Below are 22,032 nucleotides of genomic sequence, written 5' to 3'. Positions count from 1 at the left end.
AAATCAATCCTCGTCAAACCCGGCGTTAAACAGCGCAATCACCGCCGCCAGCGCTTCCTCTTCCTGTGGGCCGGTGGCTTCGACTTCAATCTGGCGACCTTTGGCGGAGTCCAGCATCAGCAGCGCAATGACGCTGTTTGCTTCCGCTTCGGTCCCTTCATCATTTCGCAGCAGAACTTCCGCATCGAAACCCTGCATCAGTTCAAACAGCTTCATCGCCGGGCGTGCGTGCATGCCCAGCTTATTGGTGATCTCAACGGTTTGTTTTACGGTCATGTTTTACGTTTTTCCAGCGTGCGATGACGGGACTGAACGTTCTTTCCGCGTGAACGGAAATAGTCGGCCAGCTGTTCGGCGATATAGACCGAACGATGTTTACCGCCGGTACAGCCAATCGCCACCGTCAGATAGCTACGATTATTTGTCTCCAGCATAGGTAACCATAGCTCAAGGTAGCTTCGCGTCTGGTAGATAAAATTGTGAACTTCTGTGTGCCTGTCGAGGAACGCCGCGACGGGTTTATCCAGACCGGTCATTGGACGCAGTTTCGGATCCCAGTGCGGGTTTGGCAGGAAGCGCACGTCGAAAACATAATCCGCATCGATAGGAATGCCGTGCTTAAAGCCGAATGACTCAAACACCATTGTCAGTTCACGCTCGCGTTTGCCCAGTAAACGGGTACGCAGCATTTCTGCCAGCTCGTGAACGGACATTTCGGAGGTGTCGACAATCAAATCGGCACGTGAGCGCAGGGGCTCCAGCAGGTCGCTCTCTTCGTCGATTGCGCTCTCCAGAGAGAGGTTCTTGCTGGAAAGCGGGTGCAAACGACGAGTATCGCTGTAGCGACGGATCAGCGTGTTGCGGTCCGCATCAAGGAACAACAGCTGAGGTGAAAACGTGTCCGGCAGGTTGCTCATCGCCTGTTCAAAGATTTCTGGCGATTCAGGCATGTTACGGACGTCGATGCTGACGGCGGCAGAGATTTGTCTGTCTGCAAGGGTGCGTGCCAGCTCGGGCAGCAGTACCACCGGCAGGTTATCGACGCAGTAAAAACCCATGTCTTCCAGCGCGCGCAGGGCGACGGATTTCCCCGACCCTGAACGGCCACTGACAATCATCAGCACCATGTTCCGTTTCTCCTCAGGACAACAGATGTGAAGGCCATCTCCTGGTTATGCCTCATCCTGACTGCCTTCTGCTTCAGTGATAATTTCATAAAGCTCTTCATCACTTTGCGCTGAGCGCAGTCGACGGCAGATGGTTTTATCGGCCAGGCGTTTAGCGACCAGTGAAAGCGTATGCAGATGGGTTTTCGTCTGATCGGCAGGAACCAGCAGCGCGAAGAGGAGATCAACGGGCTGGTTATCGATGGCATCAAAGGCAATAGGCGTTTCCAGTTGCACAAACACACCGACGGCACGCAGGGTGTCCTCTTCCAGTTTGCCATGCGGGATCGCAATGCCGTTGCCGATACCGGTACTGCCCATTTTTTCACGGGTCAGGATGGCTTCGAATACGACCTGCGGTGGCAGGCCCAGCTGTTTTGCGGCCAGCTCACTGATAATCTCCAGCGCACGTTTTTTGCTCTGGCAGTGAACGCCACTGCGGGTACATTCCTGGTTAAGGACATTGCTCAATTGAAGAGCGGAATCGTTGTTCATCATAATTTCACCTAAGCGCTAACTGTACAAATGGCCTGTTGTGCTTCACAACAGGCCTTCCTGCACCCGTTAACTGCCCGGACAATTAGTGTTGTTTCAGTTTATCTTTATGTTTATTGAGCTGTCTTGCAAGCTTATCAATCAAGCCGTCGATAGCAGCGTACATGTCTTGCCCTTCCGCACTGGCGTGGAGTTCGCCCCCATTGACATGCAGGGTTGCATCCGAGATATGAGTCACTTTCTCCACTTTCAACACAATATAGACCTGATTGATCCTTTCGAAATACTGCTCGAGTTTTGCGAATTTCGTGTTCACAAAGTCGCGTAAGGCTTCAGTAATTTCGACGTTTTGTCCAGTGATGTTGAGCTGCATAGTGTCTTCCTTATCGGTTGTGTCAGACCAGCTGTTTACGCTGGTTAGACGGCGGAATGGATAAAGACTCTCGATACTTCGCAACAGTACGACGTGCCACCATAATACCCTGGTCGGACAGCATGGTGGTTAACTTACTGTCGCTCAGTGGCTTCGCGGGGTTCTCCGCGGCGATCAACTTCTTCACCAGTGCACGAATCGCCGTTGACGAGGCTTCGCCACCGCCTTCGGTATTCACATGGCTGGAGAAGAAATACTTAAGCTCAAATATACCGCGAGGACTGTGCAGATACTTCTGCGTGGTCACGCGGGAAATCGTTGATTCATGCATCTCGACGGCCTGGGCGATATCCGCCAGCACCATCGGTTTCATATACTCTTCGCCCTGCTCAAAGAAAGCCTGCTGTTGTTCGACGATACAGCGGCTCACCCGCAACAGCGTATCATTGCGGCTCTCCAGGCTTTTGATTAACCAACGCGCTTCCTGCAGATTGCTACGAATATATTGGTTGTCGGCGTCGTTACGCGCGCTGGTGCACATGGAGGCATATTGCTGATTGATTTGCAGGCGAGGAATGCTGTCTGAATTGAGTTCAACGACCCAGCGGCCGTTGTGTTTTCTGACCAGCACGTCAGGTATGACGTATTCAGGCTCACTGGTCTGGATCGACTGGCCGGGGCGAGGATCGAGCGACTGGATCAGGTTAACCGCCTCTTTCAGCACCTCTTCTTTCAGACGCGTAACGCGCATCAGGGTACGGAAATCATGGTTAGCCAGCAGATCCAGATGATCGCTGATGATTAAGCGGGCTTCATCGATCCAGGGCGTCTCTTTGCTGAACTGCGAAAGCTGGATCAGCAGACAGTCGCGCAGGTCTTTCGCTGCTACGCCCACCGGGTCGAAACGCTGAATGCGCTTCAGAACGGCTTCTATCTCTTCAAGTTCAATCTCGTCATCGCCCATGCTTTCCAGAATATCGTCCAGCGTGACGGTCAGATAGCCGGTATCGTCAACGGCATCGACGATGGAGGTGGCAATCGCGCGATCGGTATCGGAGAAAGGGGTTAGCTCCACCTGCCACATCAGGTAATCCTGTAGTGACTGGGTGGTTTCACCCTGATAGACCGGTAGCTCATCGTCCTGGTAGTCTGCACGCGTGCCGGAAGGGGTTCCGGCGGTGTAGATTTCATCCCAGCTGGCATCCAGCGGAAGCTCGTCCGGCATCTCTTTTTGTTCGAGTGCATCGGCGGTATCGAGGGCTTCGGTGTCCTGTGATTGCTGAGTGTCTACCTCGTCATGAAGATCGGCTTGCTCCAGCAGCGGATTGCTGTCCAGCGCTTGCTGGAGCTCCTGCTGGAGTTCTAATGTGGACAGTTGCAACAGGCGAATCGCCTGCTGTAACTGCGGCGTCATCGCCAGTTGTTGGCTGAGCCTTAATTGCAAACCTTGCTTCATGTTCAGAGCATTTTTCTCCGGTTCGGCGTTACGTTACCTCTACCCTATCAGAGTCTGAAGTCTTCCCCAAGATAGACGCGCTTAACATGATCATCTTCGAGGATCTGCTGTGGCGTACCGTGGGCGATCAGGTTGCCCTGGCTCACGATATACGCACGTTCACATACGGCCAGTGTTTCACGGACGTTGTGGTCAGTAATCAACACGCCAAGACCGCTGTCGCGCAGATGCTCAATAATACGTTTAATGTCGATAACGGAGATGGGGTCAACGCCTGCAAATGGTTCATCCAGCAGGATGAACTTCGGGTTTGCTGCCAACGCGCGTGCAATTTCAACACGGCGGCGTTCCCCCCCGGACAGCGCCTGACCGAGGCTATCGCGCAGGTGCTCAATGTGAAACTCTTCCATCAGCTCGTTGGCGCGATCCTGACGCTGTTCGCTGGTCAGGTCGTCACGAATTTGCAGAACGGCCATCAGGTTATCGAAGACGCTCAGGCGACGGAAAATGGAGGCTTCCTGCGGCAGGTAGCCAATACCACGGCGTGCGCGCGCATGCAGTGGCAGAAGGCTGATGTCTTCATCATCAATGATGATGTTACCGGCATCGCGTGGGACAATACCCACGACCATGTAGAAGGTCGTGGTTTTACCTGCACCGTTTGGACCAAGCAGGCCTACAATTTCGCCGGAGTTGACGGTCAGACTGACATCTTCCACGACACGGCGGCCCTTATAGGCCTTCGCGAGATTTTTTGCAGTTAATGTTGCCATAACGAATTAGTTACTCTTCTTCTGTGCCGGGGCCTGGCCCTTGCCTTTGTCCTGCAGCTGAGACGGCACTAACACGGTGGTGACGCGTTTGCCTTTCTCGCTGGAGGCCTGCATTTTTTGCTCTTTCACCAGATAGGTGATCTTGTCGCCGGTGATATTGCTATCGAGCTGTTCCAGATAGGCGTTACCGGTAAGGATGACCAGATCTTTCGCCAGTTCATAATGCATGTGGCTGGCATGGCCCTTCACTGGCTTGCCGTTGTCCTGCATCTGGTAGAACGTGGCCGGGTTGCCGTAGCCATCAATGATCTCTTTGCCCTGTTCGCCACCTGGACGGGTAACGACCACCTTATCGGCGTTAATCTTGATGGTGCCCTGGGTCATGACCACGTTGCCGGTAAAGGTAACGACATTACCCTGCATATCAAGAGACTGCGTATCGGACTCGATATGGATCGGCTGTTCGGTATCGCCAGTAACAGCAAGCGCGGGAAGACTGGCCGCCAGCATCGCGCTGGCGATAATTACTTTAAGGCTGAGTTTGTTTGTTTTGAATTTCATAGGAGGTTCTAACCTTTTCAATCAGCTCGGCGTTTTTGCTGCGTAAGTTCCCGCGCATTCTTAAACCGCTGGAATTAAATGTTGTGCCGTACAGAGTGACCAGATCCTGCGACGTCACATCCTGAGTAACCAGGTTGATCTGGGCATTATCTGTCGTAATTTTGCGCAGTTGTGAGTCAGCGGTCAGGGCGTTGACTTCAACATGGCCATAAAGATAAAGCATACGGTCATTCGTCAGTTTTGCCCGGTCAGACTTAATCGACCACGTCGGCACTTTGTCCTTATCAAACGTCGTCATGACCGGCTGGGTAAACCACGAAATACCGTCATCTGAAAAATATTCAACGTGCTGGGCAATCAGGCGATAGTTCAGCGCACCTTCCGGGCTATAGACTACGGTATCACTGTGATCGCTTTTATAGGTTGGATCGTTATTGTTGATCACTTCCGTTTGCGTATCGTCACGATCGGCAAGGTTCACGCCAATCAGTATCAGTGCGACAAGCGAAAGCAGAATGATAACCCAACGTCTGGTTTTACTCATATCGATTGCCCTTTGGCCTCATCAAGCTTGCCCTGCGCCAGCAGAAGCAGATCGCAGACTTCACGTACGGCACCACGGCCACCGTTGATGTGGGTAACATAATCAGCCCGCGGGATCAGCAGCGGATGCGCATCCGCAACCGCGACACTCAGGCCAATCTCAGCCATTACCGGCCAGTCGATCAGGTCGTCCCCGACATAGGCCACATGTTCTGGCGCGATAGACAGTTTACCCAGTAAATCATTGAAAGCAGCCATCTTATCGGACTGTCCCTGATACAGATGGGTAATGCCCAACGTTTCACAGCGATCTTCTACCAGTTTAGCTTTTCGCCCGGTGATGATGGCAACCTCGATACCCGATGTGAGCGCACAACGAATACCGTAGCCATCGCGAACGTTGAACGCTTTCAGCTCTTCACCATTATTGCCCATGTAAATCAGGCCATCGGACAGTACGCCGTCCACATCCAGAATCAGCAGGCGAATATTTTCTGCCTTTGCCATCACGTGGGCACTGACCGGACCATAACAGGTTGCAAGGGATGCACCCGCATTACTCATTGTCTTATCCTTCATTACACTACGCCTGCGCGCAGCAGATCATGCATATGTACCACACCCAGCAATTGGTCGCCATCGGCAACCATCACTGAGGTGATATGTCGGGACTGCATCAGGTTCAGTACATCCACCGCCAGCGTGCCCGGGCGAACGCGAATCCCGCCGGGCGTCATCACATCGACAATACCCAGCGTGCGAACATCCACGCCCATGTCGAACACGCGACGCAGGTCACCGTCGGTGAAAATCCCTTCGATCTTCATCAGATCGTCACACACCACCGTCATGCCCAGGTTTTTACGAGTGATTTCCAGCAGCGCATCACGCAGGGAGGCCTCTTTACTGACGTGAGGGATCTCATCGCCAGTATGCATAATATCGTTAACCCGCAGCAGCAGTTTCCGACCCAGCGCACCGCCAGGATGGGAAAGCGCGAAATCTTCAGGGGTAAAACCGCGGGCTTCGAGGAGCGCAACGGCAAGCGCGTCGCCCATTACCAGCGCTGCGGTGGTGCTGGATGTTGGCGCGAGACCCAGTGGGCAGGCCTCTTTCGGCACTTTCACGCACAAGTGAATATCCGCCGCACGTGCCATGCTGCTTTCCGGGCGGCTGGTCATGCAAATGAGCGGGACCTGCAGCCGCTTCAGAACCGGTATCAGTGCCAGGATCTCGTTGGACTCCCCGGAGTTTGACAGCGCAATGACGACATCCTGCGGCGTCACCATGCCCAGATCGCCGTGTGCCGCTTCTCCTGGATGTACAAAGAAGGAGGAGGTGCCGGTGCTGGCGAAAGTGGCGGCCATTTTGCGGCCAATGTGGCCGGACTTGCCCATCCCCATTACCACGACTTTACCGGCACAGTAGAACATCTTCTCACAGGCCAGACTAAAATCCTGATTAATGTACTGATCTAACTGCGCCAGACCTTCACGTTCAATCTCCAGAACGTCTTTGCCTGCTTTCTGAAAGTCAAAACCCGGCTGCAATTCTATTTGCGACATAATGCGTTTCCGTTTACCCAGAGAGAAGAGGCGAAAGCCAGTACAGCATCGCCATCCATACGATAAATCCACCCGTCAGCAGCGCGCCTGCGCCTTTGCCGATCTGTCGTTGCCGCCGCCAGCAGAGCAGGGCAAAGATAACGCTCACCAGCAACATCACCCCGTAATCACGTGAGAAGGCCAGCGGGTTAAACGGCCCGGGCGTTATCAGGGCTGGCAGGCCCATGACGATGGCAATATTGAAGATGTTCGAGCCGATAATATTGCCGATGGCGATGTCATCTTCACCTTTACGTGCCCCGGCAATGGCCGTGGCCAGCTCCGGCAGGCTGGTGCCGATGGCGATCACGGTCAGGCCAATGGTCAGTTCGCTCATGGCGAAATAATTCGCCAGTACCGTCGCGTTATCCACGACCATCCGCGTTGCCATGGGCATAATGATCAACGCGACACCCAGCCAGAGCAGTGCAACAGGCAGCGTACCTTCACGCGGTAGCTCGGCGACCTGCTCACGCGTCAGGCTGTCCTGACCCTGTTTTTCCGCCAGGCGGGCAATGTTAACACTATAGAGCAGCCAGATGACCGCCAGCGCCAGCAAGAAAATGCCGTCACTGTAGCTCAGAACGCCATCGTAAAATACGCATCCTGCCAACAGGCTTACGATCAACATTAGCGGCAATTCCCGGCGCAGAACATCAGAATGCACGCGAAATGGATGGAGCAGCGCGGCCAGGCCCAGAATAAGCAGAATATTGACGATGTTAGAGCCAATCGCGGTGCCAACAGCAAGGTCTATCTGACCATGCAGCGATGCCGTCACAGAGACGATGATTTCAGGCAGGGAGGTTCCAACACTGACCACGGTCATCCCGATGACAACAGGTGGGACGCCAGTGAGGCGGCACAGGATCGATGCAGCAAACACCAAACGGTCAGCACTGTAGACCACCAAAAGTAAACCAATTATTAACAGTGCTGTTGCTAAAAGCATCAAAAGTCCTTTCTTCAGGTATACTCGCCGGTCCACCGCGCGGGAATTGTTAGCGCTGCATACAGCCTAAGACGTAACGAATTCCTAATTTTGACTTTATGCGCCGGAAAAGTAAAACAAATGCCAGCTTTCGCTAACCTCTACGGCTAATATTCTGTAAAAATGTGGGGTTTAGGGCTGATTTAAGCTTCACGCTTCGCATGAAGCAGGGTAAGAAAGGAACCGTAAATGAGCCAAACGATGGCGAATTTAGTCGATGTCCGTGGGGTGAGCTTTTCTCGCGGCAACAGATTGATATTTGATGATATTTCGTTGACCGTGCCGCGTGGCAAAATCACAGCCATCATGGGACCGTCCGGGATCGGTAAAACGACCCTGCTGCGACTTATCGGTGGGCAGATCCCACCCGATAGCGGTGAAATCCTCTTCGACGGCGAAAACGTACCGGAGATGTCGCGGTCGCGCCTGTATACTGTGCGCAAGCGGATGAGCATGCTCTTTCAGTCGGGGGCCTTGTTCACCGACATGAACGTCTTTGATAATGTCGCCTATCCGCTGCGCGAGCATACGCAGCTTCCGCCAGAGCTGCTGAAAAGCACGGTAATGATGAAGCTGGAGGCGGTAGGGCTGCGTGGCGCCGCAAAGCTGATGCCGTCAGAGCTGTCTGGTGGCATGGCGCGTCGCGCCGCGCTGGCGAGAGCCATTGCGCTGGAACCCGACTTAATCATGTTCGACGAACCGTTTGTCGGACAGGATCCAATTACGATGGGCGTGCTGGTGAAGCTCATCTCTGAATTGAACAGCGCGCTCGGCGTCACCTGCATTGTGGTGTCTCACGATGTGCCGGAAGTGTTGAGTATTGCCGACTATGCCTACATTGTGGCAGACAAAAGGATCGTCGCGCACGGCAGCGCCCAGGCGTTGCAGGAAAACTGCGATCCGCGAGTACGGCAGTTCCTCGACGGTATTGCGGATGGGCCTGTGCCGTTCCGCTACCCTGCGGGCGACTATCGTGACGATTTATTGGGAATAGGGAGTTAAGTCACTCATGCTGTTAAATGCGTTGGCCGCTCTTGGACACCGTGGCATAAAAACCATCAGGACGTTCGGGCGCGCCGGATTGATGTTGTTCAACGCGCTGGTCGGCAAGCCGGAGTTCCGCAAGCACGCGCCTTTACTGGTACGGCAACTCTATAACGTCGGCGTGCTGTCGATGCTGATCATCATTGTGTCCGGTCTGTTTATCGGCATGGTGCTGGGGCTGCAGGGCTACCTTGTGCTGACGACCTACAGCGCGGAAACCAGCCTCGGCATGCTGGTGGCGCTTTCGCTGCTGCGTGAACTGGGGCCGGTGGTGGCGGCACTGCTGTTTGCCGGACGCGCGGGGTCGGCACTCACCGCAGAGATTGGTCTGATGCGTGCCACCGAGCAGCTTTCCAGTATGGAAATGATGGCGGTCGATCCGTTGCGGCGTGTTATCTCCCCCCGTTTCTGGGCAGGGGTTATCTCCTTACCGTTGCTGACTATCCTGTTTGTGGCCGTCGGTATCTGGGGCGGTTCGCTGGTGGGCGTTCACTGGAAAGGCATTGATGCCGGTTTCTTCTGGTCTGCCATGCAGGACGCCATCGATCTGCGAATGGATCTGGTTAACTGTTTGATTAAAAGCGTGGTATTTGCCATTACGGTCACCTGGATTGCGTTATTTAATGGTTACGATGCCATCCCGACGTCGGCGGGCATTAGCCGTGCAACTACACGTACTGTCGTACATTCGTCGCTGGCCGTACTGGGTCTGGATTTTGTGCTCACCGCACTGATGTTTGGGAATTGAGTTCATGCAAACGAGAAAAAATGAAATTTGGGTCGGCGTGTTCCTGTTGCTGGCACTGCTTGCCGCACTGTTTATCTGCCTGAGAGCGGCGGATATCACCTCAGTGCGTACCGAACCGACTTATCGCATCTATGCCACTTTCGACAATATCGGAGGGCTGAAGGCGCGCTCTCCTGTGCGTATTGGCGGTGTGGTTATTGGCCGTGTGGCTGACATTACGCTTGATGAAAAAACCTATCTGCCGCGCGTGGCGATGGATATTGAAGAGCGTTACAACCATATCCCGGATACCAGCTCGCTTTCTATCCGCACCTCCGGCCTGCTGGGCGAACAATATCTGGCACTGAACGTGGGCTTTGAAGATCCTGAGCTTGGAACGACTATCCTTAAAGACGGTAGCGTGATCCAGGATACCAAGTCCGCGATGGTGCTGGAGGACATGATTGGTCAGTTCCTTTACAACAGTAAGGGAGATGATAAAAAGTCCGATGCTGCCCCTGCGCAGACTGAAGATCATACCAACGTCGCACCGACACCTGGCACGACGAATTAATATCAGGAGAAGTCATTCATGTTTAAACGACTGTTAATGGTTGCCATGCTGGTTATTGCCCCTCTCACGGCAGCACACGCCGCGGATCAGAGCAACCCGTACAAACTGATGGACGAAGCCGCGAAGAAAACCTTCGATCGTCTTAAAAACGAACAGCCTAAAATTCGTTCTAATCCTGATTATCTGCGTGACGTGGTCGATCAGGAGCTGCTGCCGTATGTGCAGATCAAATATGCCGGTGCGTTGGTGCTGGGGCGTTATTACAAAGACGCTACCCCTGCGCAGCGTGAAGCCTACTTTGCTGCCTTCCGTGAATATCTGAAACAGGCTTACGGCCAGGCGCTGGCGATGTACCACGGCCAGACCTACCAGATTGCACCGGAACAGCCGCTGGGTGATGCCACCATTGTGCCTATTCGCGTCACGATCATCGATCCTAACGGTCGTCCACCGGTTCGCCTGGATTTCCAGTGGCGTAAAAACAGCCAGACCGGTAACTGGCAGGCGTATGACATGATCGCCGAAGGGGTGAGCATGATCACGACTAAACAGAATGAGTGGAGCGACCTGCTGCGTACTAAAGGCATTGATGGCCTGACCGCCCAGCTGCAGTCTATCTCTCGCCAGAAAATCACCCTGGATGAGAAGAAGTAATGTCGCAGCAACTGAGCTGGTCGCGTGAGGGCGAAACATTAAAGCTGTCCGGTGAACTCGATCAGGATCTGCTCAACCCGTTATGGGATAAACGCCATGACGCCATGCAGGGCGTTACGCTGATCGATTTGAGCGGCGTCACGCGGGTAGATACGGCTGGGGTGGCGCTGCTTGCCCACCTCATTGCCGTGGGGAAAAAGCAGGGGGCAACCGTAATGCTTCACGGGGCCAGCGATAATGTCGTCACCCTGGCGCAGCTCTACAATCTTCCTCAGGACGTACTGCCGCATTAATATTTTCAGTGCGTTACTTCTGAAAGCCCTGACAGTTTCATCGTCGGGGCTTTTTGCTTGTTTAAGACGACGCCACTTTGCTCTAAGATGTTGGGCTTGTTTTCACTATCAGATGATTAAGAACCCATGGAAAATCATGAAATCCAGACAGTGCTGATGAATGCACTCTCCCTTCAGGAAGCCCACGTCACAGGCGATGGCAGTCACTTCCAGGTTATTGCTGTGGGTGAGATGTTCGACGGTATGAGCCGTGTGAAGAAACAGCAGGCTGTGTACGCGCCGCTGATGGAATATATTGCGGATAACCGCATCCACGCCCTGTCGATTAAAGCGTTCACCCCGCAAGAGTGGGCACGCGATCGCAAACTAAACGGTTTTTGAGCTGAGGGCGATGCGCCCGCAGCACGGTTGAATTTATAAGAGAGCACACCATGGATAAATTTCGTGTACAGGGGCCGACGCGCCTCCAGGGCGAAGTCACAATTTCTGGCGCGAAAAACGCCGCGCTGCCGATCCTCTTTGCTGCGCTGCTCGCGGAAGAGCCGGTAGAAATTCAGAACGTACCGAAGCTGAAAGATATCGACACCACCATGAAGCTGCTCACCCAGTTGGGGACGAAAGTCGAGCGTAATGGCTCCGTCTGGATCGATGCCAGCAACGTGAACAACTTCTCAGCACCGTACGACCTGGTGAAAACCATGCGTGCATCCATCTGGGCGCTTGGCCCGCTGGTAGCGCGTTTTGGTCAGGGACAGGTGTCACTGCCTGGTGGTTGCGCCATTGGCGCGCGTCCTGTTGACCTGCATATCTTCGGTCTGGAGAAGCTGGGCGCGGAGATCAAACTGGAAGAAGGTTACGTTAAAGCGTCCGTAAATGGCCGCCTGAAAGGCGCACACATTGTCATGGACAAAGTGAGCGTTGGCGCAACCGTCACCATTATGTCCGCGGCAACGCTGGCAGAAGGTACCACTATTATCGAAAACGCCGCGCGCGAGCCGGAAATTGTGGATACCGCCAACTTCCTCGTGGCGCTGGGTGCAAAAATCTCTGGCCAGGGTACCGATCGCATCACCATTGAAGGCGTTGAGCGTCTGGGTGGCGGTGTGTATCGCGTTCTGCCAGACCGTATTGAAACCGGGACTTTCCTGGTGGCTGCGGCCATTTCTGGCGGCAAGATTGTTTGCCGTAATGCGCAGCCTGACACCCTGGATGCGGTGCTGGCGAAGCTGCGTGAAGCGGGTGCGGATATCGAAACCGGTGAAGACTGGATCAGCCTTGATATGCACGGTAAACGTCCAAAAGCGGTAACCGTTCGCACGGCGCCGCATCCGGCATTCCCGACCGATATGCAGGCTCAGTTCACGCTGCTGAACCTGGTGGCGGAAGGTACCGGTGTGATCACCGAGACTATCTTCGAGAACCGCTTCATGCACGTACCGGAGCTGATCCGTATGGGCGCACATGCAGAGATCGAAAGTAACACAGTGATTTGCCACGGTGTTGAGAAACTCTCCGGTGCGCAGGTTATGGCAACCGATCTGCGTGCGTCTGCGAGCCTGGTATTAGCGGGTTGCATCGCGGAAGGAACGACGGTTGTGGATCGTATCTACCACATCGATCGTGGTTACGAGCGTATTGAAGACAAACTGCGCGCGCTGGGTGCCAATATCGAGCGTGTGAAGGGCGAGTAATCGTTCCGGCAGCCCCCTGCCAGAGATGGCCGGGGGGGTGCTGTTCCTGTCAAAAAAAGCGCGTCAGGCCGGTTGCTCTTTCCTGGTTTTTTTCTGGCGAATCATGCGTGTTCTGTCAATAAACTCATGGGTAATGGGATCGTGGTAACGCGAGGGCCAAATGACCCACGGGTGCGTCTCCAGCGCCGATGCAATAATCAATTCACCCTTTGGCCAGGGGCGAGTCAGGGCATTTGCCAGCGTTGATGAGCTCAATCCATTGCGACGTGATTCAGCGGCGAGCGATGTTCCTTTTTTGCGCAGCGCAGCAATAATATCTGCTGAGTGCCAGTCGATAAATTTCATATCCATAAAGCTGTCCTTGTGTTCGTAATCACCCACGTCATTTCTACCGAAACGACGGGGTTACTATACTCATTTTGAACACAGGCTCTAAAAAGTTCGCGTTACTTGAAGGAATATTCAGAATAAGACATGGCTTTATTCATGCGGTCTGTAAGCCGATGATTTTACGTGAATATGGAATTTATAAGAACTTATTGAAATCTCCCCGCGAAGGCCGCGGGGAGAAGCGAGAGGTTAACGATCGCGCTGTACGGCGATGTGGGCAAGGCCGATTAATGCATCGCGCCATGGGCTGTCTGGAATGACCTGCAGTGCCGCGATGGCTTTATCCGCCTCTTCTTCAGCGCGCTGACGCGTCCATTCCAGCGAGCCGCAGATGGCCATTGTTTCCAGTACCGGTTCCAGTAGATGGCGACCATTTCCCTGCTCAATCGCTTCACGGATCATTTTCGCCTGGTCAGCGGATCCGTTGTGCATGGCATGGAGCAGCGGCAGGGTCGGTTTACCTTCGTTGAGGTCATCGCCGACGTTTTTGCCGAGCGTTTCGCCATCAGCACTGTAGTCCAGCAAATCGTCAATGAGCTGGAATGCGGTCCCCAGATAACGGCCATAGTCCTGCAGCCCTTTTTCCTGCGCAGCGGTACAGCCAGCCAGAATGCCGGAACATTGCGCCGCAGCTTCAAACAGGCGCGCGGTTTTGCTGTAGATTACGCGCATGTAATTTTCTTCGGTGATGTCAGGATCGTTGACGTTCATCAGCTGCAGCACTTCGCCTTCCGCGATCACGTTAACGGCTTCAGACATCACTTCCAGCACTTTCAGAGAGCCGAGGCTGGTCATCATCTGGAAGGCACGGGTATAGATAAAATCACCGACCAGAACGCTGGCTGCGTTGCCGAAGGCGGCGTTTGCCGTGGCTTTGCCACGACGCATGTCTGATTCATCCACAACATCATCATGCAGAAGCGTCGCAGTGTGAATAAATTCGATCAGTGCTGCGATAGTGACATGAGCCTTTCCCTGATAACCCACGGCTCTGGCGGCCAGTATGGCAATCATCGGGCGAATACGTTTACCGCCGCCGCTGACGATGTAATAGCCCAACTGATTGATTAGCTGAACATCAGAGTTGAGTTGTTCCAGGATTGCTGCATTCACACCCGCCATATCTTGCGCGGTTAACTCGTTGATTTTTTCTAAATTCATCGCAAAAGCCGGGCTTTTTATCCTGTTTATCCCATCTTTGATGGGGTAACGAAGGGTTTCGGTTTATCAATAGTATTGCTGATTGTACTGAAAAAACGGCTCAGATAAACGCTACCGTACGTGTTGTGTTTTTTTTCTTCATGTATTGATGGTAGCACTTGTCAAAGGCTCGCGTTTTGCGTAATATTCGCGCCCTATTGTGAATATTTATAGCGCACTCTGATTCATACGAGGATGTGCGCGGAAGCGGAGTTTATATGTACGCGGTTTTCCAAAGTGGTGGTAAACAACACCGAGTAAGCGAAGGTCAGACCGTTCGCCTGGAAAAGCTGGACATCGCAACTGGCGAATCTGTTGAGTTCGCAGAAGTTCTGATGATCGCAAACGGTGAAGAAGTCAAAATCGGCGTTCCTTTCGTTGATGGCGGCGTTATCAAAGCTGAAGTTGTTGCTCACGGTCGTGGCGAGAAAGTTAAAATCGTTAAGTTTCGTCGTCGTAAACACTACCGTAAGCAGCAGGGCCACCGTCAGTGGTTCACTGATGTGAAAATTACTGGCATCAGCGCCTAAGACCTGAGGAGAGATTTAAATGGCACATAAAAAGGCTGGCGGCTCCACACGTAACGGTCGCGATTCAGAAGCTAAACGCCTGGGCGTTAAGCGTTTCGGTGGCGAATCCGTTCTGGCGGGTAGCATCATCGTTCGTCAACGTGGTACCAAATTCCACGCTGGCAACAACGTAGGTTGCGGTCGTGACCACACTCTGTTTGCTAAAGCAGACGGTAAAGTGAAATTTGAAGTTAAAGGCCCGAACAACCGTAAATACATCAGCATCGTTGCTGAGTAAGGTTTTCTCGGTCCGGTAACGGATTAAAGCCCCGCAACCTGTTGCGGGGCTTTTTACATTGGAAACCCGGTAATTTTTTCTGTAGGGAAAACGGGCATGAAGCAGCAGGCCGGCATTGGAATTCTTTTGGCGCTCACAACCGCAATGTGCTGGGGTGCGCTGCCAATTGCAATGAAGCAGGTACTGGAAGTGATGGAACCGCCTACGGTGGTGTTTTATCGCTTTCTGATGGCAAGTATCGGCCTGGGTGCCATCCTTGCTGTTAAAGGCAAGCTTCCGCCCCTGCGTCTCTTCCGTAAACCGCGCTGGCTGGTATTACTGGCTATCGCGACGGGGGGACTGTTTGGTAACTTCATTCTGTTCAGTTCTTCCCTGCAATATCTCAGCCCGACGGCGTCGCAAGTGATTGGCCAACTTTCACCGGTCGGCATGATGGTTGCCAGCGTCGTTATCCTCAAGGAGAAGATGCGCGGTACGCAGATCGTCGGGGCGAGCATGCTGCTATGTGGCCTGGTAATGTTCTTCAATACCAGCCTGATAGAGATTTTTACCCGCCTGACCGATTACACCTGGGGTGTAATCTTCGGTGTGGGGGCAGCAACGGTTTGGGTGAGCTATGGCGTCGCGCAAAAGGTGTTATTGCGTCGTCTTGCCTCACAGCAGATCCTCTTTTTGCTGTACACTTTGTGTACAATAGCATTATTGCCGTTAGCGAAGCCGGGGGTGATCACTCAGCTTAGCGACTGGCAACTGGCGTGCCTGATATTTTGTGGGCTGAATACGCTGGTCGGTTATGGCGCGCTGGCCGAAGCAATGGCGCGCTGGCAGGCAGCACAGGTGAGCGCATTGATTACGCTCACTCCGCTGTTTACGCTGTTATTTTCAGATTTGTTATCAATGGCCTGGCCCGATGTCTTCGTCAGACCGATGCTCAACCTGTTGGGCTATCTCGGTGCGTTTGTCGTGGTTGCGGGCGCGATGTATTCCGCCATTGGTCATCGTCTCTGGGGGCGTTGGCGCAAAAATGAAGCGGTCCCCGCTCAGGCGAATGATTTACGGAGAGTAAAATGAAGTTTGTTGATGAAGCGACGATCCTGGTCGTGGCAGGTGATGGCGGCAACGGTTGCGTAAGCTTCCGCCGTGAAAAATATATTCCTCGTGGTGGCCCTGACGGTGGCGACGGCGGCGACGGCGGTGACGTATGGCTGGAGGCGGATGAGAACCTCAACACGCTGATCGACTACCGTTTCGAAAAATCTTTCCGCGCTGAGCGTGGCCAGAACGGCCAGAGCCGTGACTGTACCGGTAAACGTGGTAAAGACGTCACCATCAAAGTACCGGTGGGTACGCGTGTGATCGATCAGGGTACAGGTGAGACCATGGGCGACATGACCAAACACGGTCAGCGTCTGATGGTTGCAAAAGGGGGTTGGCACGGTCTGGGCAACAGCCGTTTCAAATCTTCCGTCAACCGTACGCCGCGTCAGAAAACAATGGGTACGCCGGGCGATAAGCGTGACCTGCAGTTGGAGCTGATGCTGCTGGCCGATGTAGGGATGCTGGGAATGCCAAACGCTGGTAAATCCACGTTTATTCGCGCCGTCTCTGCCGCTAAGCCAAAAGTGGCGGACTATCCGTTTACCACGCTGGTGCCAAGCCTGGGCGTTGTCCGTATGGATAACGAGAAGAGCTTTGTGGTTGCCGATATCCCGGGTCTGATTGAAGGTGCAGCGGAAGGTGCCGGTCTGGGTATCCGCTTCCTGAAACACCTTGAGCGCTGCCGTGTACTGCTGCACATCATCGATATCGATCCGATCGACGGGTCCGATCCGGTAGAAAATGCCCGTATCATCGTCGGCGAGCTGGAGAAATACAGCGAGAAACTGGCGAACAAACCGCGCTGGCTGGTCTTTAACAAGATTGACCTGATGGATAAAGCCGAAGCGGAAGCAAAAGCGAAAGCCATTGCTGAAGCGATGGGGTGGGAAGAGAAATACTACCTGATCTCTGCGGCAAGCCAGGTTGGCGTGAAAGATCTCTGCTGGGATGTGATGACCTTTATCATCGAGAACCCGGTTGTTCAGGCGGAAGAAGCGAAGCAGCCTGAAAAAGTCGAATTCATGTGGGATGACTACCACCGTCAACAGCTTGAAGAGCTGGAAGCGGAAGAGGAAGACGACTGGGACGACGACTGGGATGAAGACGACGAAGAAGGCGTCGAGTTCATCTACAAGCACTAATGACCCGATAAGGCCCCTGTTGATACAGGGGCTTTTTTTATTCTAACGTTGAAGGCAGCCAGCAACTGGCAATGAGACCGCCTTCTGCGGCATTCTCCAGCGTCAGCTTTCCGTGGTGAAGCTGCACAATGCGTTGCACAATGCTCAGACCCAGGCCACTGCCACCGTAGCGCTGATCGAGACGACGGAACGGCTCGGTAATTGACTGCCGGTGTGCTTCATCAATACCAGGACCCTGATCGATTACGCTGACCCGCGTACCGCCGTCCTGTGCGGTCAATGTCACTGTGATAGTGGTCCCTGCGGGGCTATAGCGCCCGGCATTCTCCAGCAGGTTACGCAGCATGAGTCGCAGAAGCACCGCGTCCCCCTGCACCGTTAGCGGACTTTTGGCCGGCCATATCACCGTATGTTCTTTGGCTTCATGCTCAAGGCCAAGCGGGGTGATGATATTGTCTGTCCAGTTTACCGTCTCATAGTGGCCGCTCGCCATTGCCTGCCCGGCCCGCGCCAGCATCAGCAGCTGTTCAATGGTATGCATGAGTTGATCAATACGGCTGATTAATGCTGAAGCTTGTGGCGAACCTGATTGTGCCATCAGTTCCAGATGCAACCTGATCCCGGCGAGTGGGGTTCGCAGTTCATGCGCGGCATCAGCGGTAAAGAGCCTTTCTTGTTGTATGGTGTGATCAAGCCTGGCGAGCAATTGGTTCAGAGAGGTTGTGACGGCGCCAATCTCTTCCATATCTGAATACATGGGCAGCGGAGTGAGGTTGTCCGCCGAACGATTCGCCAGACTGGCCCGCAATTGATTCAGCGGACGAGTTATCCAGGTGACTGCCCAGAAGGAGAAGAGCAGGGTAAAACCGACCATCACCAGGGAAGGGACCAGCAGCGAGGCAATCGCTTCGCGTATCTCTTTTTCGACATGGTTGTTACGTGCCTTTGCAGACAGCGTTTCATTGACCAGAAAGCCAATCTGTTCGCGGCTTTCATGCCACAGCCAAATCACGCTTATCAACTGGAAAAATAACAGGATCACCGCCAGCAAAACCATTAATCGCCGACGCATACTGTTCATTTCTGTCTCTCCAGACGATAACCCACGCCACGAACGGTTTTTATCCGGTCTTTGCCAAGTTTGCGTCGCAAATTGTGAATGTGGACTTCAAGGGTATTTGATCCCGGATCGTCCTGCCAGGAGTAGATATCCTGCTGGAGGGTTTCACGGTGTACCGTCTGCCCGCTACGCATGATCAGACGCGTAAGCAGGGCGAACTCTTTCGGTGTGACCTCAACAGGCAGAGACTGGCACAGCACCTGCTGAGTTTGCAGATTCAGGGTAATATCACCATCGGTCAGTAAGTTATCACTGTGCCCCTGATAGCGGCGAATTAACGCACGCACGCGCGCCTGTAGCTCTGCAAGGGCAAACGGCTTCACCAGATAATCATCCGCGCCGGAATCCAGGCCGTTGATACGATCTTCGATGGCATCGCGCGCCGTCAGGATCAACACCGGGTTGTCGACACCGCGACGCCGCCACTGGCTTAACAACGTGGCCCCGTCTTTATCCGGGAGGCCCAGATCGAGGATCACCAGACTGTATTCACCGCTCTGGATCAGGGCATCCGCCTCTGCCGCCGTGGCGGCGCAGTCGAGGGCATAGCCTTCATTGGACAGCGCCAGCGCCAGCCCTTCCTGTAATAACAGATCGTCTTCAACTATAAGTAGTTTCATCGCTAGTTATTCTGGTAGATGTCCTTATAAAGCCTGCTTTCGAAGCGCACCAGCGGGATACGGCGATTGCGCTGGTCGGCCGGTTCGACGGCATAGCCGGAAAGATACTGCACGAATGCCAGACGCTGCCCGCTGGCGGTGGTGATGAAGCCTGCAAGGTTGTAAACACCCTGCAGTGAACCTGTTTTGGCTGATACCTTACCGTCCACACCGGCGGCGTGAAGACCGGCCCGGTACTGAAGTGAACCGTCATGCCCGGCAAGTGGCAGCATCGAAATAAAGTTTAGCTCAGTGTCATGTTGTGCAATGTACTGAAGCACTTGCATCATGGTTGCCGGGGAGATCAAATTGTGACGTGATAACCCGGAACCATCGACAGCGATGGTGTTGCCCAGATCGATCCCCGCCTGCTGACGAAGGATCTGACGCACGGCGTCGGAGCCCGCACGCCAGGTTCCCGGAACGCCAAAACGCGCGTGACCAATCATGCGGAACACGGTGTCGGCGATCATATTGTCAGACTTCTTCAGCATGATCCTTAGCAAATCGTGCAACGGTGCAGACTGTTTGCTGGCGATAACCGTGCCGGGTTGATTAACCTGCGTCTGGCGGAGCAGGGTACCGGTATAGGTGATCCCAGCCTGTTTCAGTTCGTCCTTGAGAATTGCGCCCGCGTAGCTTGCACCATCCTGGATGGCGAAGGCCAGCGGGAGGGGATCGGCGCGTTGCGTCAGGCAACCGGTAAGCGTGAAGCGGTTAAGGTCGCCGGGCACCACATCCAGTTCGCAATATTGCGCATCCGGGGAGCCTTTTGCCAGCGTTCGGACCTGGCTAAACATGGTGACCGGGTAGTAAGACGCCACGCGAATAAACGCTAAATCGTCCGGTTTTGGCGCGCTGTAAAGCGAAATCGAGAAGCAGTTACGATCAACAATCGCTGCCGATGGCGGTGCGCTAAAGCACTGCGTCATGTCGTTCCACGGCCAGCCCGGCGCTTTATCGTGGCTGGCAAAGATGGAGGTGTCGATCAACACGTTACCATCGATCTTCTGCACGCCAGATTTTTTCAGCACCGCCACCATGTTGCGGATATCCTGACGTTTGAAGGTGGGATCACCGCCAAAACGGGCAATAAGATCGCCTTTCAGCTCACCGTCTTTAACCTCTCCCCTGGTCTCAAGAGTCGTGGTAAAACGGAAGTCAGGACCAAGCTGAAGCAGGGCAGCGAGCGCAGTGATCACCTTCTGAGTACTGGCAGGCAGCGCCATTTGTTGACTGTGGTAGTCAATCTCAGGTGCCTGCGCGCCGACCTTCTGCACCATCAGAGCAAGGTTGGCCCCGGCAGGGAGCTGATTAATGTATTCATCAACATTCGCGGCCTGAACGCTGAACGTTATACTGGTAGTCAATCCGATGATAAATCTGGAAAATCGCATAATCTCGCGCTAACAACCCGAAAACAAACCGTCATACTACGGTGCATGGCACTGCAAAGTAAACGATGACCCATAGTGAACTTCGCGGTAAAATACGTATCAAATTGAAAATTGCTGCTGACCTGGGGCGTTGCTCCCGGGTCGGTTTTCTTTTTGCTTCTGGCCCGCTCATGAGGGCCGGAGCAGGGAACACTGCTCCCAACAGGAATGTTTAAGAGGTATAACAAATGCAAGCTATTCCGATGACCTTACGTGGTGCCGAAAAACTGCGCGAAGAGCTGGATTTCCTGAAATCTGTTCGTCGCCCTGAAATCATCGCCGCTATCGCGGAAGCGCGTGAGCATGGCGACCTGAAAGAGAACGCTGAATACCACGCGGCGCGTGAGCAGCAGGGTTTCTGTGAAGGGCGTATTAAAGATATCGAAGCTAAGCTGTCTAATGCGCAGGTTATCGATATCACCAAAATGCCAAACAATGGGCGTGTGATCTTTGGTTCAACCGTTAGCGTGCTGAACCTGGACACTGACGAAGAGCAGACTTACCGCATCGTGGGTGACGATGAAGCAGACTTCAAACAGAACCTGATTTCAGTGAACTCACCGATTGCTCGCGGCCTGATTGGCAAAGAGCAGGACGATGTCGTGACCATCCGTACCCCGGGTGGCGAAGTGGAATACGAAATTATTAAGGTTGAGTACCTGTAGTTCGCCTCTCCACGAAGATGTTGATACATTGTAAAGAAAGGAAAAAGGCCGCATAGCGGCCTTTTATCAACTCAAGGAGCATGGCATTTTGCTCACCTGCTGACAGAAATCCCTCGTTTTACACAGAAAATGTGTTTAATTCAGGATATCCTTAGCGTGGCAGCGAGATTTTACGCTCTTTAGTTGGGCGATAGAGCACCAGCGTTTTACCGATGACCTGCACGTTACAGGCACCGGTTTCGCGCACGATGGCTTCCACGATCAAGTTCTTCGTGTCTCTGTCTTCAGAGGCAATTTTCACCTTGATCAGCTCGTGGTGTTCCAGCGCTTGTTCAATCTCGGCAAGCACCCCTTCGGTCAAACCATTGTTGCCAAGCATGACTACAGGCTTGAGCGGATGTGCCAGACCTTTAAGGTGCTGTTTTTGTTTAGTACTCAGATTCATCGTATATTTTTGCTTACGTTGGGATTGAAAACGGTTCATTCTACCGCCATCTCCCTTATATCGCCAAATAGCTGCGTAGAAATTTACGTCACAGGCAAGCAACGATGAACCAGGACGGAAATGTT

Annotated in this window: 29 protein-coding genes; 12 read left to right on the top strand and 17 right to left on the bottom strand. The window is 53.6% G+C overall.

What is annotated here, in order from left to right; all coding sequences use genetic code 11:
* Positions 1 to 3 precede the first annotated feature (3 nt).
* The 11 genes from npr to AK59_RS0117590 form a co-directional block, all read right to left on the bottom strand.
* Complete coding sequence (gene npr / locus AK59_RS0117640; RefSeq protein WP_003861872.1) at positions 4 to 276, bottom strand: PTS phosphocarrier protein NPr; 273 nt, start codon at positions 274 to 276, stop codon at positions 4 to 6.
* Positions 273 to 1,127: an RNase adapter RapZ gene (gene rapZ, locus AK59_RS0117635; RefSeq protein ID WP_013098945.1), complete on the bottom strand. Its 855-nt coding sequence runs from the start codon at positions 1,125 to 1,127 to the stop codon at positions 273 to 275. The genes npr and rapZ overlap by 4 nt, the downstream gene beginning before the upstream one ends.
* 45 nt (positions 1,128 to 1,172) lie before the next feature.
* Positions 1,173 to 1,664, bottom strand: a complete 492-nt coding sequence (gene ptsN / locus AK59_RS0117630) for a PTS IIA-like nitrogen regulatory protein PtsN (RefSeq protein WP_013098944.1) — start codon at positions 1,662 to 1,664, stop codon at positions 1,173 to 1,175.
* A gap of 82 nt (positions 1,665 to 1,746) precedes the next feature.
* Positions 1,747 to 2,034, bottom strand: coding sequence for a ribosome hibernation promoting factor (gene hpf, locus AK59_RS0117625; RefSeq protein ID WP_013098943.1), 288 nt, complete (start codon positions 2,032 to 2,034; stop codon positions 1,747 to 1,749).
* A 22-nt stretch (positions 2,035 to 2,056) separates the two neighbouring features.
* Complete coding sequence (rpoN, locus tag AK59_RS0117620) at positions 2,057 to 3,490, bottom strand: RNA polymerase factor sigma-54 (RefSeq protein ID WP_013098942.1); 1,434 nt, start codon at positions 3,488 to 3,490, stop codon at positions 2,057 to 2,059.
* 47 nt (positions 3,491 to 3,537) lie between these two features.
* Positions 3,538 to 4,263, bottom strand: coding sequence for an LPS export ABC transporter ATP-binding protein (gene lptB / locus AK59_RS0117615; RefSeq protein WP_013098941.1), 726 nt, complete (start codon positions 4,261 to 4,263; stop codon positions 3,538 to 3,540).
* A 6-nt stretch (positions 4,264 to 4,269) separates the two neighbouring features.
* Positions 4,270 to 4,824 carry a lipopolysaccharide ABC transporter substrate-binding protein LptA gene (gene lptA, locus AK59_RS0117610; RefSeq protein ID WP_013098940.1) on the bottom strand — a complete coding sequence of 185 codons (555 nt, stop codon included), beginning with the start codon at positions 4,822 to 4,824 and terminating at the stop codon, positions 4,270 to 4,272.
* The gene (gene lptC, locus AK59_RS0117605; protein ID WP_013098939.1) at positions 4,793 to 5,368 is read right to left on the bottom strand and encodes an LPS export ABC transporter periplasmic protein LptC; all 576 of its coding nucleotides are present in this window, start codon (positions 5,366 to 5,368) and stop codon (positions 4,793 to 4,795) included. Before lptC ends, lptA begins: the two co-directional genes overlap by 32 nt.
* A complete protein-coding gene (gene kdsC / locus AK59_RS0117600) occupies positions 5,365 to 5,931 on the bottom strand; it encodes a 3-deoxy-manno-octulosonate-8-phosphatase KdsC (protein WP_029883391.1) in 567 nt (188 codons plus the stop codon). The genes lptC and kdsC overlap by 4 nt, the downstream gene beginning before the upstream one ends.
* A 14-nt stretch (positions 5,932 to 5,945) precedes the next feature.
* Positions 5,946 to 6,932, bottom strand: coding sequence for an arabinose-5-phosphate isomerase KdsD (gene kdsD / locus AK59_RS0117595; protein WP_029883390.1), 987 nt, complete (start codon positions 6,930 to 6,932; stop codon positions 5,946 to 5,948).
* A gap of 13 nt (positions 6,933 to 6,945) precedes the next feature.
* Positions 6,946 to 7,923: a calcium/sodium antiporter gene (locus AK59_RS0117590; RefSeq protein WP_013098936.1), complete on the bottom strand. Its 978-nt coding sequence runs from the start codon at positions 7,921 to 7,923 to the stop codon at positions 6,946 to 6,948.
* A gap of 228 nt (positions 7,924 to 8,151) precedes the next feature.
* Here AK59_RS0117590 and mlaF point away from each other — a divergent pair, with 228 nt between their 5' ends.
* From mlaF to murA, 7 genes are all read left to right on the top strand, one after another.
* Positions 8,152 to 8,964, top strand: coding sequence for a phospholipid ABC transporter ATP-binding protein MlaF (gene mlaF / locus AK59_RS0117585; RefSeq protein WP_020687352.1), 813 nt, complete (start codon positions 8,152 to 8,154; stop codon positions 8,962 to 8,964).
* 7 nt (positions 8,965 to 8,971) lie between these two features.
* Complete coding sequence (gene mlaE, locus AK59_RS0117580) at positions 8,972 to 9,754, top strand: lipid asymmetry maintenance ABC transporter permease subunit MlaE (protein WP_010436044.1); 783 nt, start codon at positions 8,972 to 8,974, stop codon at positions 9,752 to 9,754.
* Between the two features lie 4 nt (positions 9,755 to 9,758).
* Positions 9,759 to 10,307 carry an outer membrane lipid asymmetry maintenance protein MlaD gene (mlaD, locus tag AK59_RS0117575; RefSeq protein ID WP_013098934.1) on the top strand — a complete coding sequence of 183 codons (549 nt, stop codon included), beginning with the start codon at positions 9,759 to 9,761 and terminating at the stop codon, positions 10,305 to 10,307.
* 18 nt (positions 10,308 to 10,325) lie between these two features.
* A complete protein-coding gene (gene mlaC, locus AK59_RS0117570) occupies positions 10,326 to 10,961 on the top strand; it encodes a phospholipid-binding protein MlaC (protein ID WP_013098933.1) in 636 nt (211 codons plus the stop codon).
* Positions 10,961 to 11,254: a lipid asymmetry maintenance protein MlaB gene (gene mlaB / locus AK59_RS0117565; RefSeq protein ID WP_023622313.1), complete on the top strand. Its 294-nt coding sequence runs from the start codon at positions 10,961 to 10,963 to the stop codon at positions 11,252 to 11,254. Before mlaC ends, mlaB begins: the two co-directional genes overlap by 1 nt.
* Positions 11,255 to 11,380: 126 nt before the next feature.
* The gene (gene ibaG / locus AK59_RS0117560; RefSeq protein WP_008501458.1) at positions 11,381 to 11,635 is read left to right on the top strand and encodes a BolA family iron metabolism protein IbaG; all 255 of its coding nucleotides are present in this window, start codon (positions 11,381 to 11,383) and stop codon (positions 11,633 to 11,635) included.
* Positions 11,636 to 11,685: 50 nt separating this feature from the next.
* On the top strand, positions 11,686 to 12,945 hold the full coding sequence (murA, locus tag AK59_RS0117555) for a UDP-N-acetylglucosamine 1-carboxyvinyltransferase (RefSeq protein ID WP_013098931.1): 1,260 nt from the start codon (positions 11,686 to 11,688) through the stop codon (positions 12,943 to 12,945).
* Between the two features lie 63 nt (positions 12,946 to 13,008).
* Here the strand turns inward: murA and sfsB are convergent, their stop codons facing one another.
* On the bottom strand, positions 13,009 to 13,296 hold the full coding sequence (gene sfsB, locus AK59_RS0117550; protein ID WP_013098930.1) for a DNA-binding transcriptional regulator SfsB: 288 nt from the start codon (positions 13,294 to 13,296) through the stop codon (positions 13,009 to 13,011).
* A gap of 228 nt (positions 13,297 to 13,524) precedes the next feature.
* Positions 13,525 to 14,496 carry an octaprenyl diphosphate synthase gene (gene ispB / locus AK59_RS0117545; RefSeq protein WP_013098929.1) on the bottom strand — a complete coding sequence of 324 codons (972 nt, stop codon included), beginning with the start codon at positions 14,494 to 14,496 and terminating at the stop codon, positions 13,525 to 13,527.
* Positions 14,497 to 14,753: 257 nt separating this feature from the next.
* Between ispB and rplU the strand changes: the two genes are divergently transcribed.
* From rplU to cgtA, 4 genes are all read left to right on the top strand, one after another.
* The gene (rplU, locus tag AK59_RS0117540; protein ID WP_003025032.1) at positions 14,754 to 15,065 is read left to right on the top strand and encodes a 50S ribosomal protein L21; all 312 of its coding nucleotides are present in this window, start codon (positions 14,754 to 14,756) and stop codon (positions 15,063 to 15,065) included.
* Between the two features lie 19 nt (positions 15,066 to 15,084).
* The gene (rpmA, locus tag AK59_RS0117535) at positions 15,085 to 15,342 is read left to right on the top strand and encodes a 50S ribosomal protein L27 (protein WP_004385076.1); all 258 of its coding nucleotides are present in this window, start codon (positions 15,085 to 15,087) and stop codon (positions 15,340 to 15,342) included.
* 96 nt (positions 15,343 to 15,438) lie between these two features.
* Positions 15,439 to 16,413 carry a DMT family transporter gene (locus tag AK59_RS0117530; protein WP_013098928.1) on the top strand — a complete coding sequence of 325 codons (975 nt, stop codon included), beginning with the start codon at positions 15,439 to 15,441 and terminating at the stop codon, positions 16,411 to 16,413.
* Entirely contained in the window at positions 16,410 to 17,582 is a 1,173-nt protein-coding gene (gene cgtA / locus AK59_RS0117525; protein ID WP_029883389.1) for an Obg family GTPase CgtA, read from the top strand. Before AK59_RS0117530 ends, cgtA begins: the two co-directional genes overlap by 4 nt.
* A 37-nt stretch (positions 17,583 to 17,619) precedes the next feature.
* Here cgtA and pmrB read toward each other — a convergent pair whose 3' ends face one another.
* The 3 genes from pmrB to dacB are packed head-to-tail and all read right to left on the bottom strand — an operon-like array spanning position 17,620 to position 20,758.
* Positions 17,620 to 18,663: a two-component system sensor histidine kinase PmrB gene (gene pmrB, locus AK59_RS0117520; protein WP_029883388.1), complete on the bottom strand. Its 1,044-nt coding sequence runs from the start codon at positions 18,661 to 18,663 to the stop codon at positions 17,620 to 17,622.
* Complete coding sequence (gene pmrA, locus AK59_RS0117515; RefSeq protein ID WP_013098925.1) at positions 18,660 to 19,322, bottom strand: two-component system response regulator PmrA; 663 nt, start codon at positions 19,320 to 19,322, stop codon at positions 18,660 to 18,662. Before pmrA ends, pmrB begins: the two co-directional genes overlap by 4 nt.
* Before the next feature lie 2 nt (positions 19,323 to 19,324).
* Complete coding sequence (gene dacB / locus AK59_RS0117510; RefSeq protein WP_023622305.1) at positions 19,325 to 20,758, bottom strand: serine-type D-Ala-D-Ala carboxypeptidase; 1,434 nt, start codon at positions 20,756 to 20,758, stop codon at positions 19,325 to 19,327.
* Positions 20,759 to 20,985: 227 nt separating this feature from the next.
* Between dacB and greA the strand changes: the two genes are divergently transcribed.
* The gene (gene greA, locus AK59_RS0117505; RefSeq protein ID WP_013098923.1) at positions 20,986 to 21,462 is read left to right on the top strand and encodes a transcription elongation factor GreA; all 477 of its coding nucleotides are present in this window, start codon (positions 20,986 to 20,988) and stop codon (positions 21,460 to 21,462) included.
* Between the two features lie 151 nt (positions 21,463 to 21,613).
* On the opposite strand, the gene yhbY is transcribed toward greA, so the two are convergent.
* The gene (gene yhbY / locus AK59_RS0117500; protein WP_014833438.1) at positions 21,614 to 21,907 is read right to left on the bottom strand and encodes a ribosome assembly RNA-binding protein YhbY; all 294 of its coding nucleotides are present in this window, start codon (positions 21,905 to 21,907) and stop codon (positions 21,614 to 21,616) included.
* Positions 21,908 to 22,032: the final 125 nt, after the last annotated feature.

The sequence above is a fragment of the Enterobacter sp. T1-1 genome (genome assembly GCF_000710795.1).
GTDB classification, from domain to species: Bacteria; Pseudomonadota; Gammaproteobacteria; order Enterobacterales; family Enterobacteriaceae; genus Enterobacter; species Enterobacter cloacae.
Note: the sequence above shows the minus strand (reverse complement) of the source record. Positions and strands in the feature narration are given on the sequence as shown.

Bases quoted from the DNA above. Each gene is read 5' to 3' on its own strand.
- rplU (WP_003025032.1), top strand. From the start codon at position 14,754: ATGTACGCGGTTTTCCAAAGTGGTGGTAAACAACACCGAGTAAGCGAA.
- ptsN (WP_013098944.1), bottom strand. From the start codon at position 1,664: ATGATGAACAACGATTCCGCTCTTCAATTGAGCAATGTCCTTAACCAG.
- npr (WP_003861872.1), bottom strand. From the start codon at position 276: ATGACCGTAAAACAAACCGTTGAGATCACCAATAAGCTGGGCATGCAC.
- sfsB (WP_013098930.1), bottom strand. From the start codon at position 13,296: ATGGATATGAAATTTATCGACTGGCACTCAGCAGATATTATTGCTGCG.
- murA (WP_013098931.1), top strand. From the start codon at position 11,686: ATGGATAAATTTCGTGTACAGGGGCCGACGCGCCTCCAGGGCGAAGTC.
- rapZ (WP_013098945.1), bottom strand. From the start codon at position 1,127: ATGGTGCTGATGATTGTCAGTGGCCGTTCAGGGTCGGGGAAATCCGTC.
- lptB (WP_013098941.1), bottom strand. From the start codon at position 4,263: ATGGCAACATTAACTGCAAAAAATCTCGCGAAGGCCTATAAGGGCCGC.
- lptA (WP_013098940.1), bottom strand. From the start codon at position 4,824: ATGAAATTCAAAACAAACAAACTCAGCCTTAAAGTAATTATCGCCAGC.
- mlaF (WP_020687352.1), top strand. From the start codon at position 8,152: ATGAGCCAAACGATGGCGAATTTAGTCGATGTCCGTGGGGTGAGCTTT.
- ibaG (WP_008501458.1), top strand. From the start codon at position 11,381: ATGGAAAATCATGAAATCCAGACAGTGCTGATGAATGCACTCTCCCTT.
- AK59_RS0117590 (WP_013098936.1), bottom strand. From the start codon at position 7,923: ATGCTTTTAGCAACAGCACTGTTAATAATTGGTTTACTTTTGGTGGTC.
- hpf (WP_013098943.1), bottom strand. From the start codon at position 2,034: ATGCAGCTCAACATCACTGGACAAAACGTCGAAATTACTGAAGCCTTA.
- mlaB (WP_023622313.1), top strand. From the start codon at position 10,961: ATGTCGCAGCAACTGAGCTGGTCGCGTGAGGGCGAAACATTAAAGCTG.
- AK59_RS0117530 (WP_013098928.1), top strand. From the start codon at position 15,439: ATGAAGCAGCAGGCCGGCATTGGAATTCTTTTGGCGCTCACAACCGCA.
- kdsD (WP_029883390.1), bottom strand. From the start codon at position 6,932: ATGTCGCAAATAGAATTGCAGCCGGGTTTTGACTTTCAGAAAGCAGGC.
- dacB (WP_023622305.1), bottom strand. From the start codon at position 20,758: ATGCGATTTTCCAGATTTATCATCGGATTGACTACCAGTATAACGTTC.
- mlaC (WP_013098933.1), top strand. From the start codon at position 10,326: ATGTTTAAACGACTGTTAATGGTTGCCATGCTGGTTATTGCCCCTCTC.
- yhbY (WP_014833438.1), bottom strand. From the start codon at position 21,907: ATGAATCTGAGTACTAAACAAAAACAGCACCTTAAAGGTCTGGCACAT.
- pmrB (WP_029883388.1), bottom strand. From the start codon at position 18,663: ATGAACAGTATGCGTCGGCGATTAATGGTTTTGCTGGCGGTGATCCTG.
- mlaD (WP_013098934.1), top strand. From the start codon at position 9,759: ATGCAAACGAGAAAAAATGAAATTTGGGTCGGCGTGTTCCTGTTGCTG.
- mlaE (WP_010436044.1), top strand. From the start codon at position 8,972: ATGCTGTTAAATGCGTTGGCCGCTCTTGGACACCGTGGCATAAAAACC.
- ispB (WP_013098929.1), bottom strand. From the start codon at position 14,496: ATGAATTTAGAAAAAATCAACGAGTTAACCGCGCAAGATATGGCGGGT.
- cgtA (WP_029883389.1), top strand. From the start codon at position 16,410: ATGAAGTTTGTTGATGAAGCGACGATCCTGGTCGTGGCAGGTGATGGC.
- rpmA (WP_004385076.1), top strand. From the start codon at position 15,085: ATGGCACATAAAAAGGCTGGCGGCTCCACACGTAACGGTCGCGATTCA.
- kdsC (WP_029883391.1), bottom strand. From the start codon at position 5,931: ATGAGTAATGCGGGTGCATCCCTTGCAACCTGTTATGGTCCGGTCAGT.
- pmrA (WP_013098925.1), bottom strand. From the start codon at position 19,322: ATGAAACTACTTATAGTTGAAGACGATCTGTTATTACAGGAAGGGCTG.
- lptC (WP_013098939.1), bottom strand. From the start codon at position 5,368: ATGAGTAAAACCAGACGTTGGGTTATCATTCTGCTTTCGCTTGTCGCA.
- rpoN (WP_013098942.1), bottom strand. From the start codon at position 3,490: ATGAAGCAAGGTTTGCAATTAAGGCTCAGCCAACAACTGGCGATGACG.
- greA (WP_013098923.1), top strand. From the start codon at position 20,986: ATGCAAGCTATTCCGATGACCTTACGTGGTGCCGAAAAACTGCGCGAA.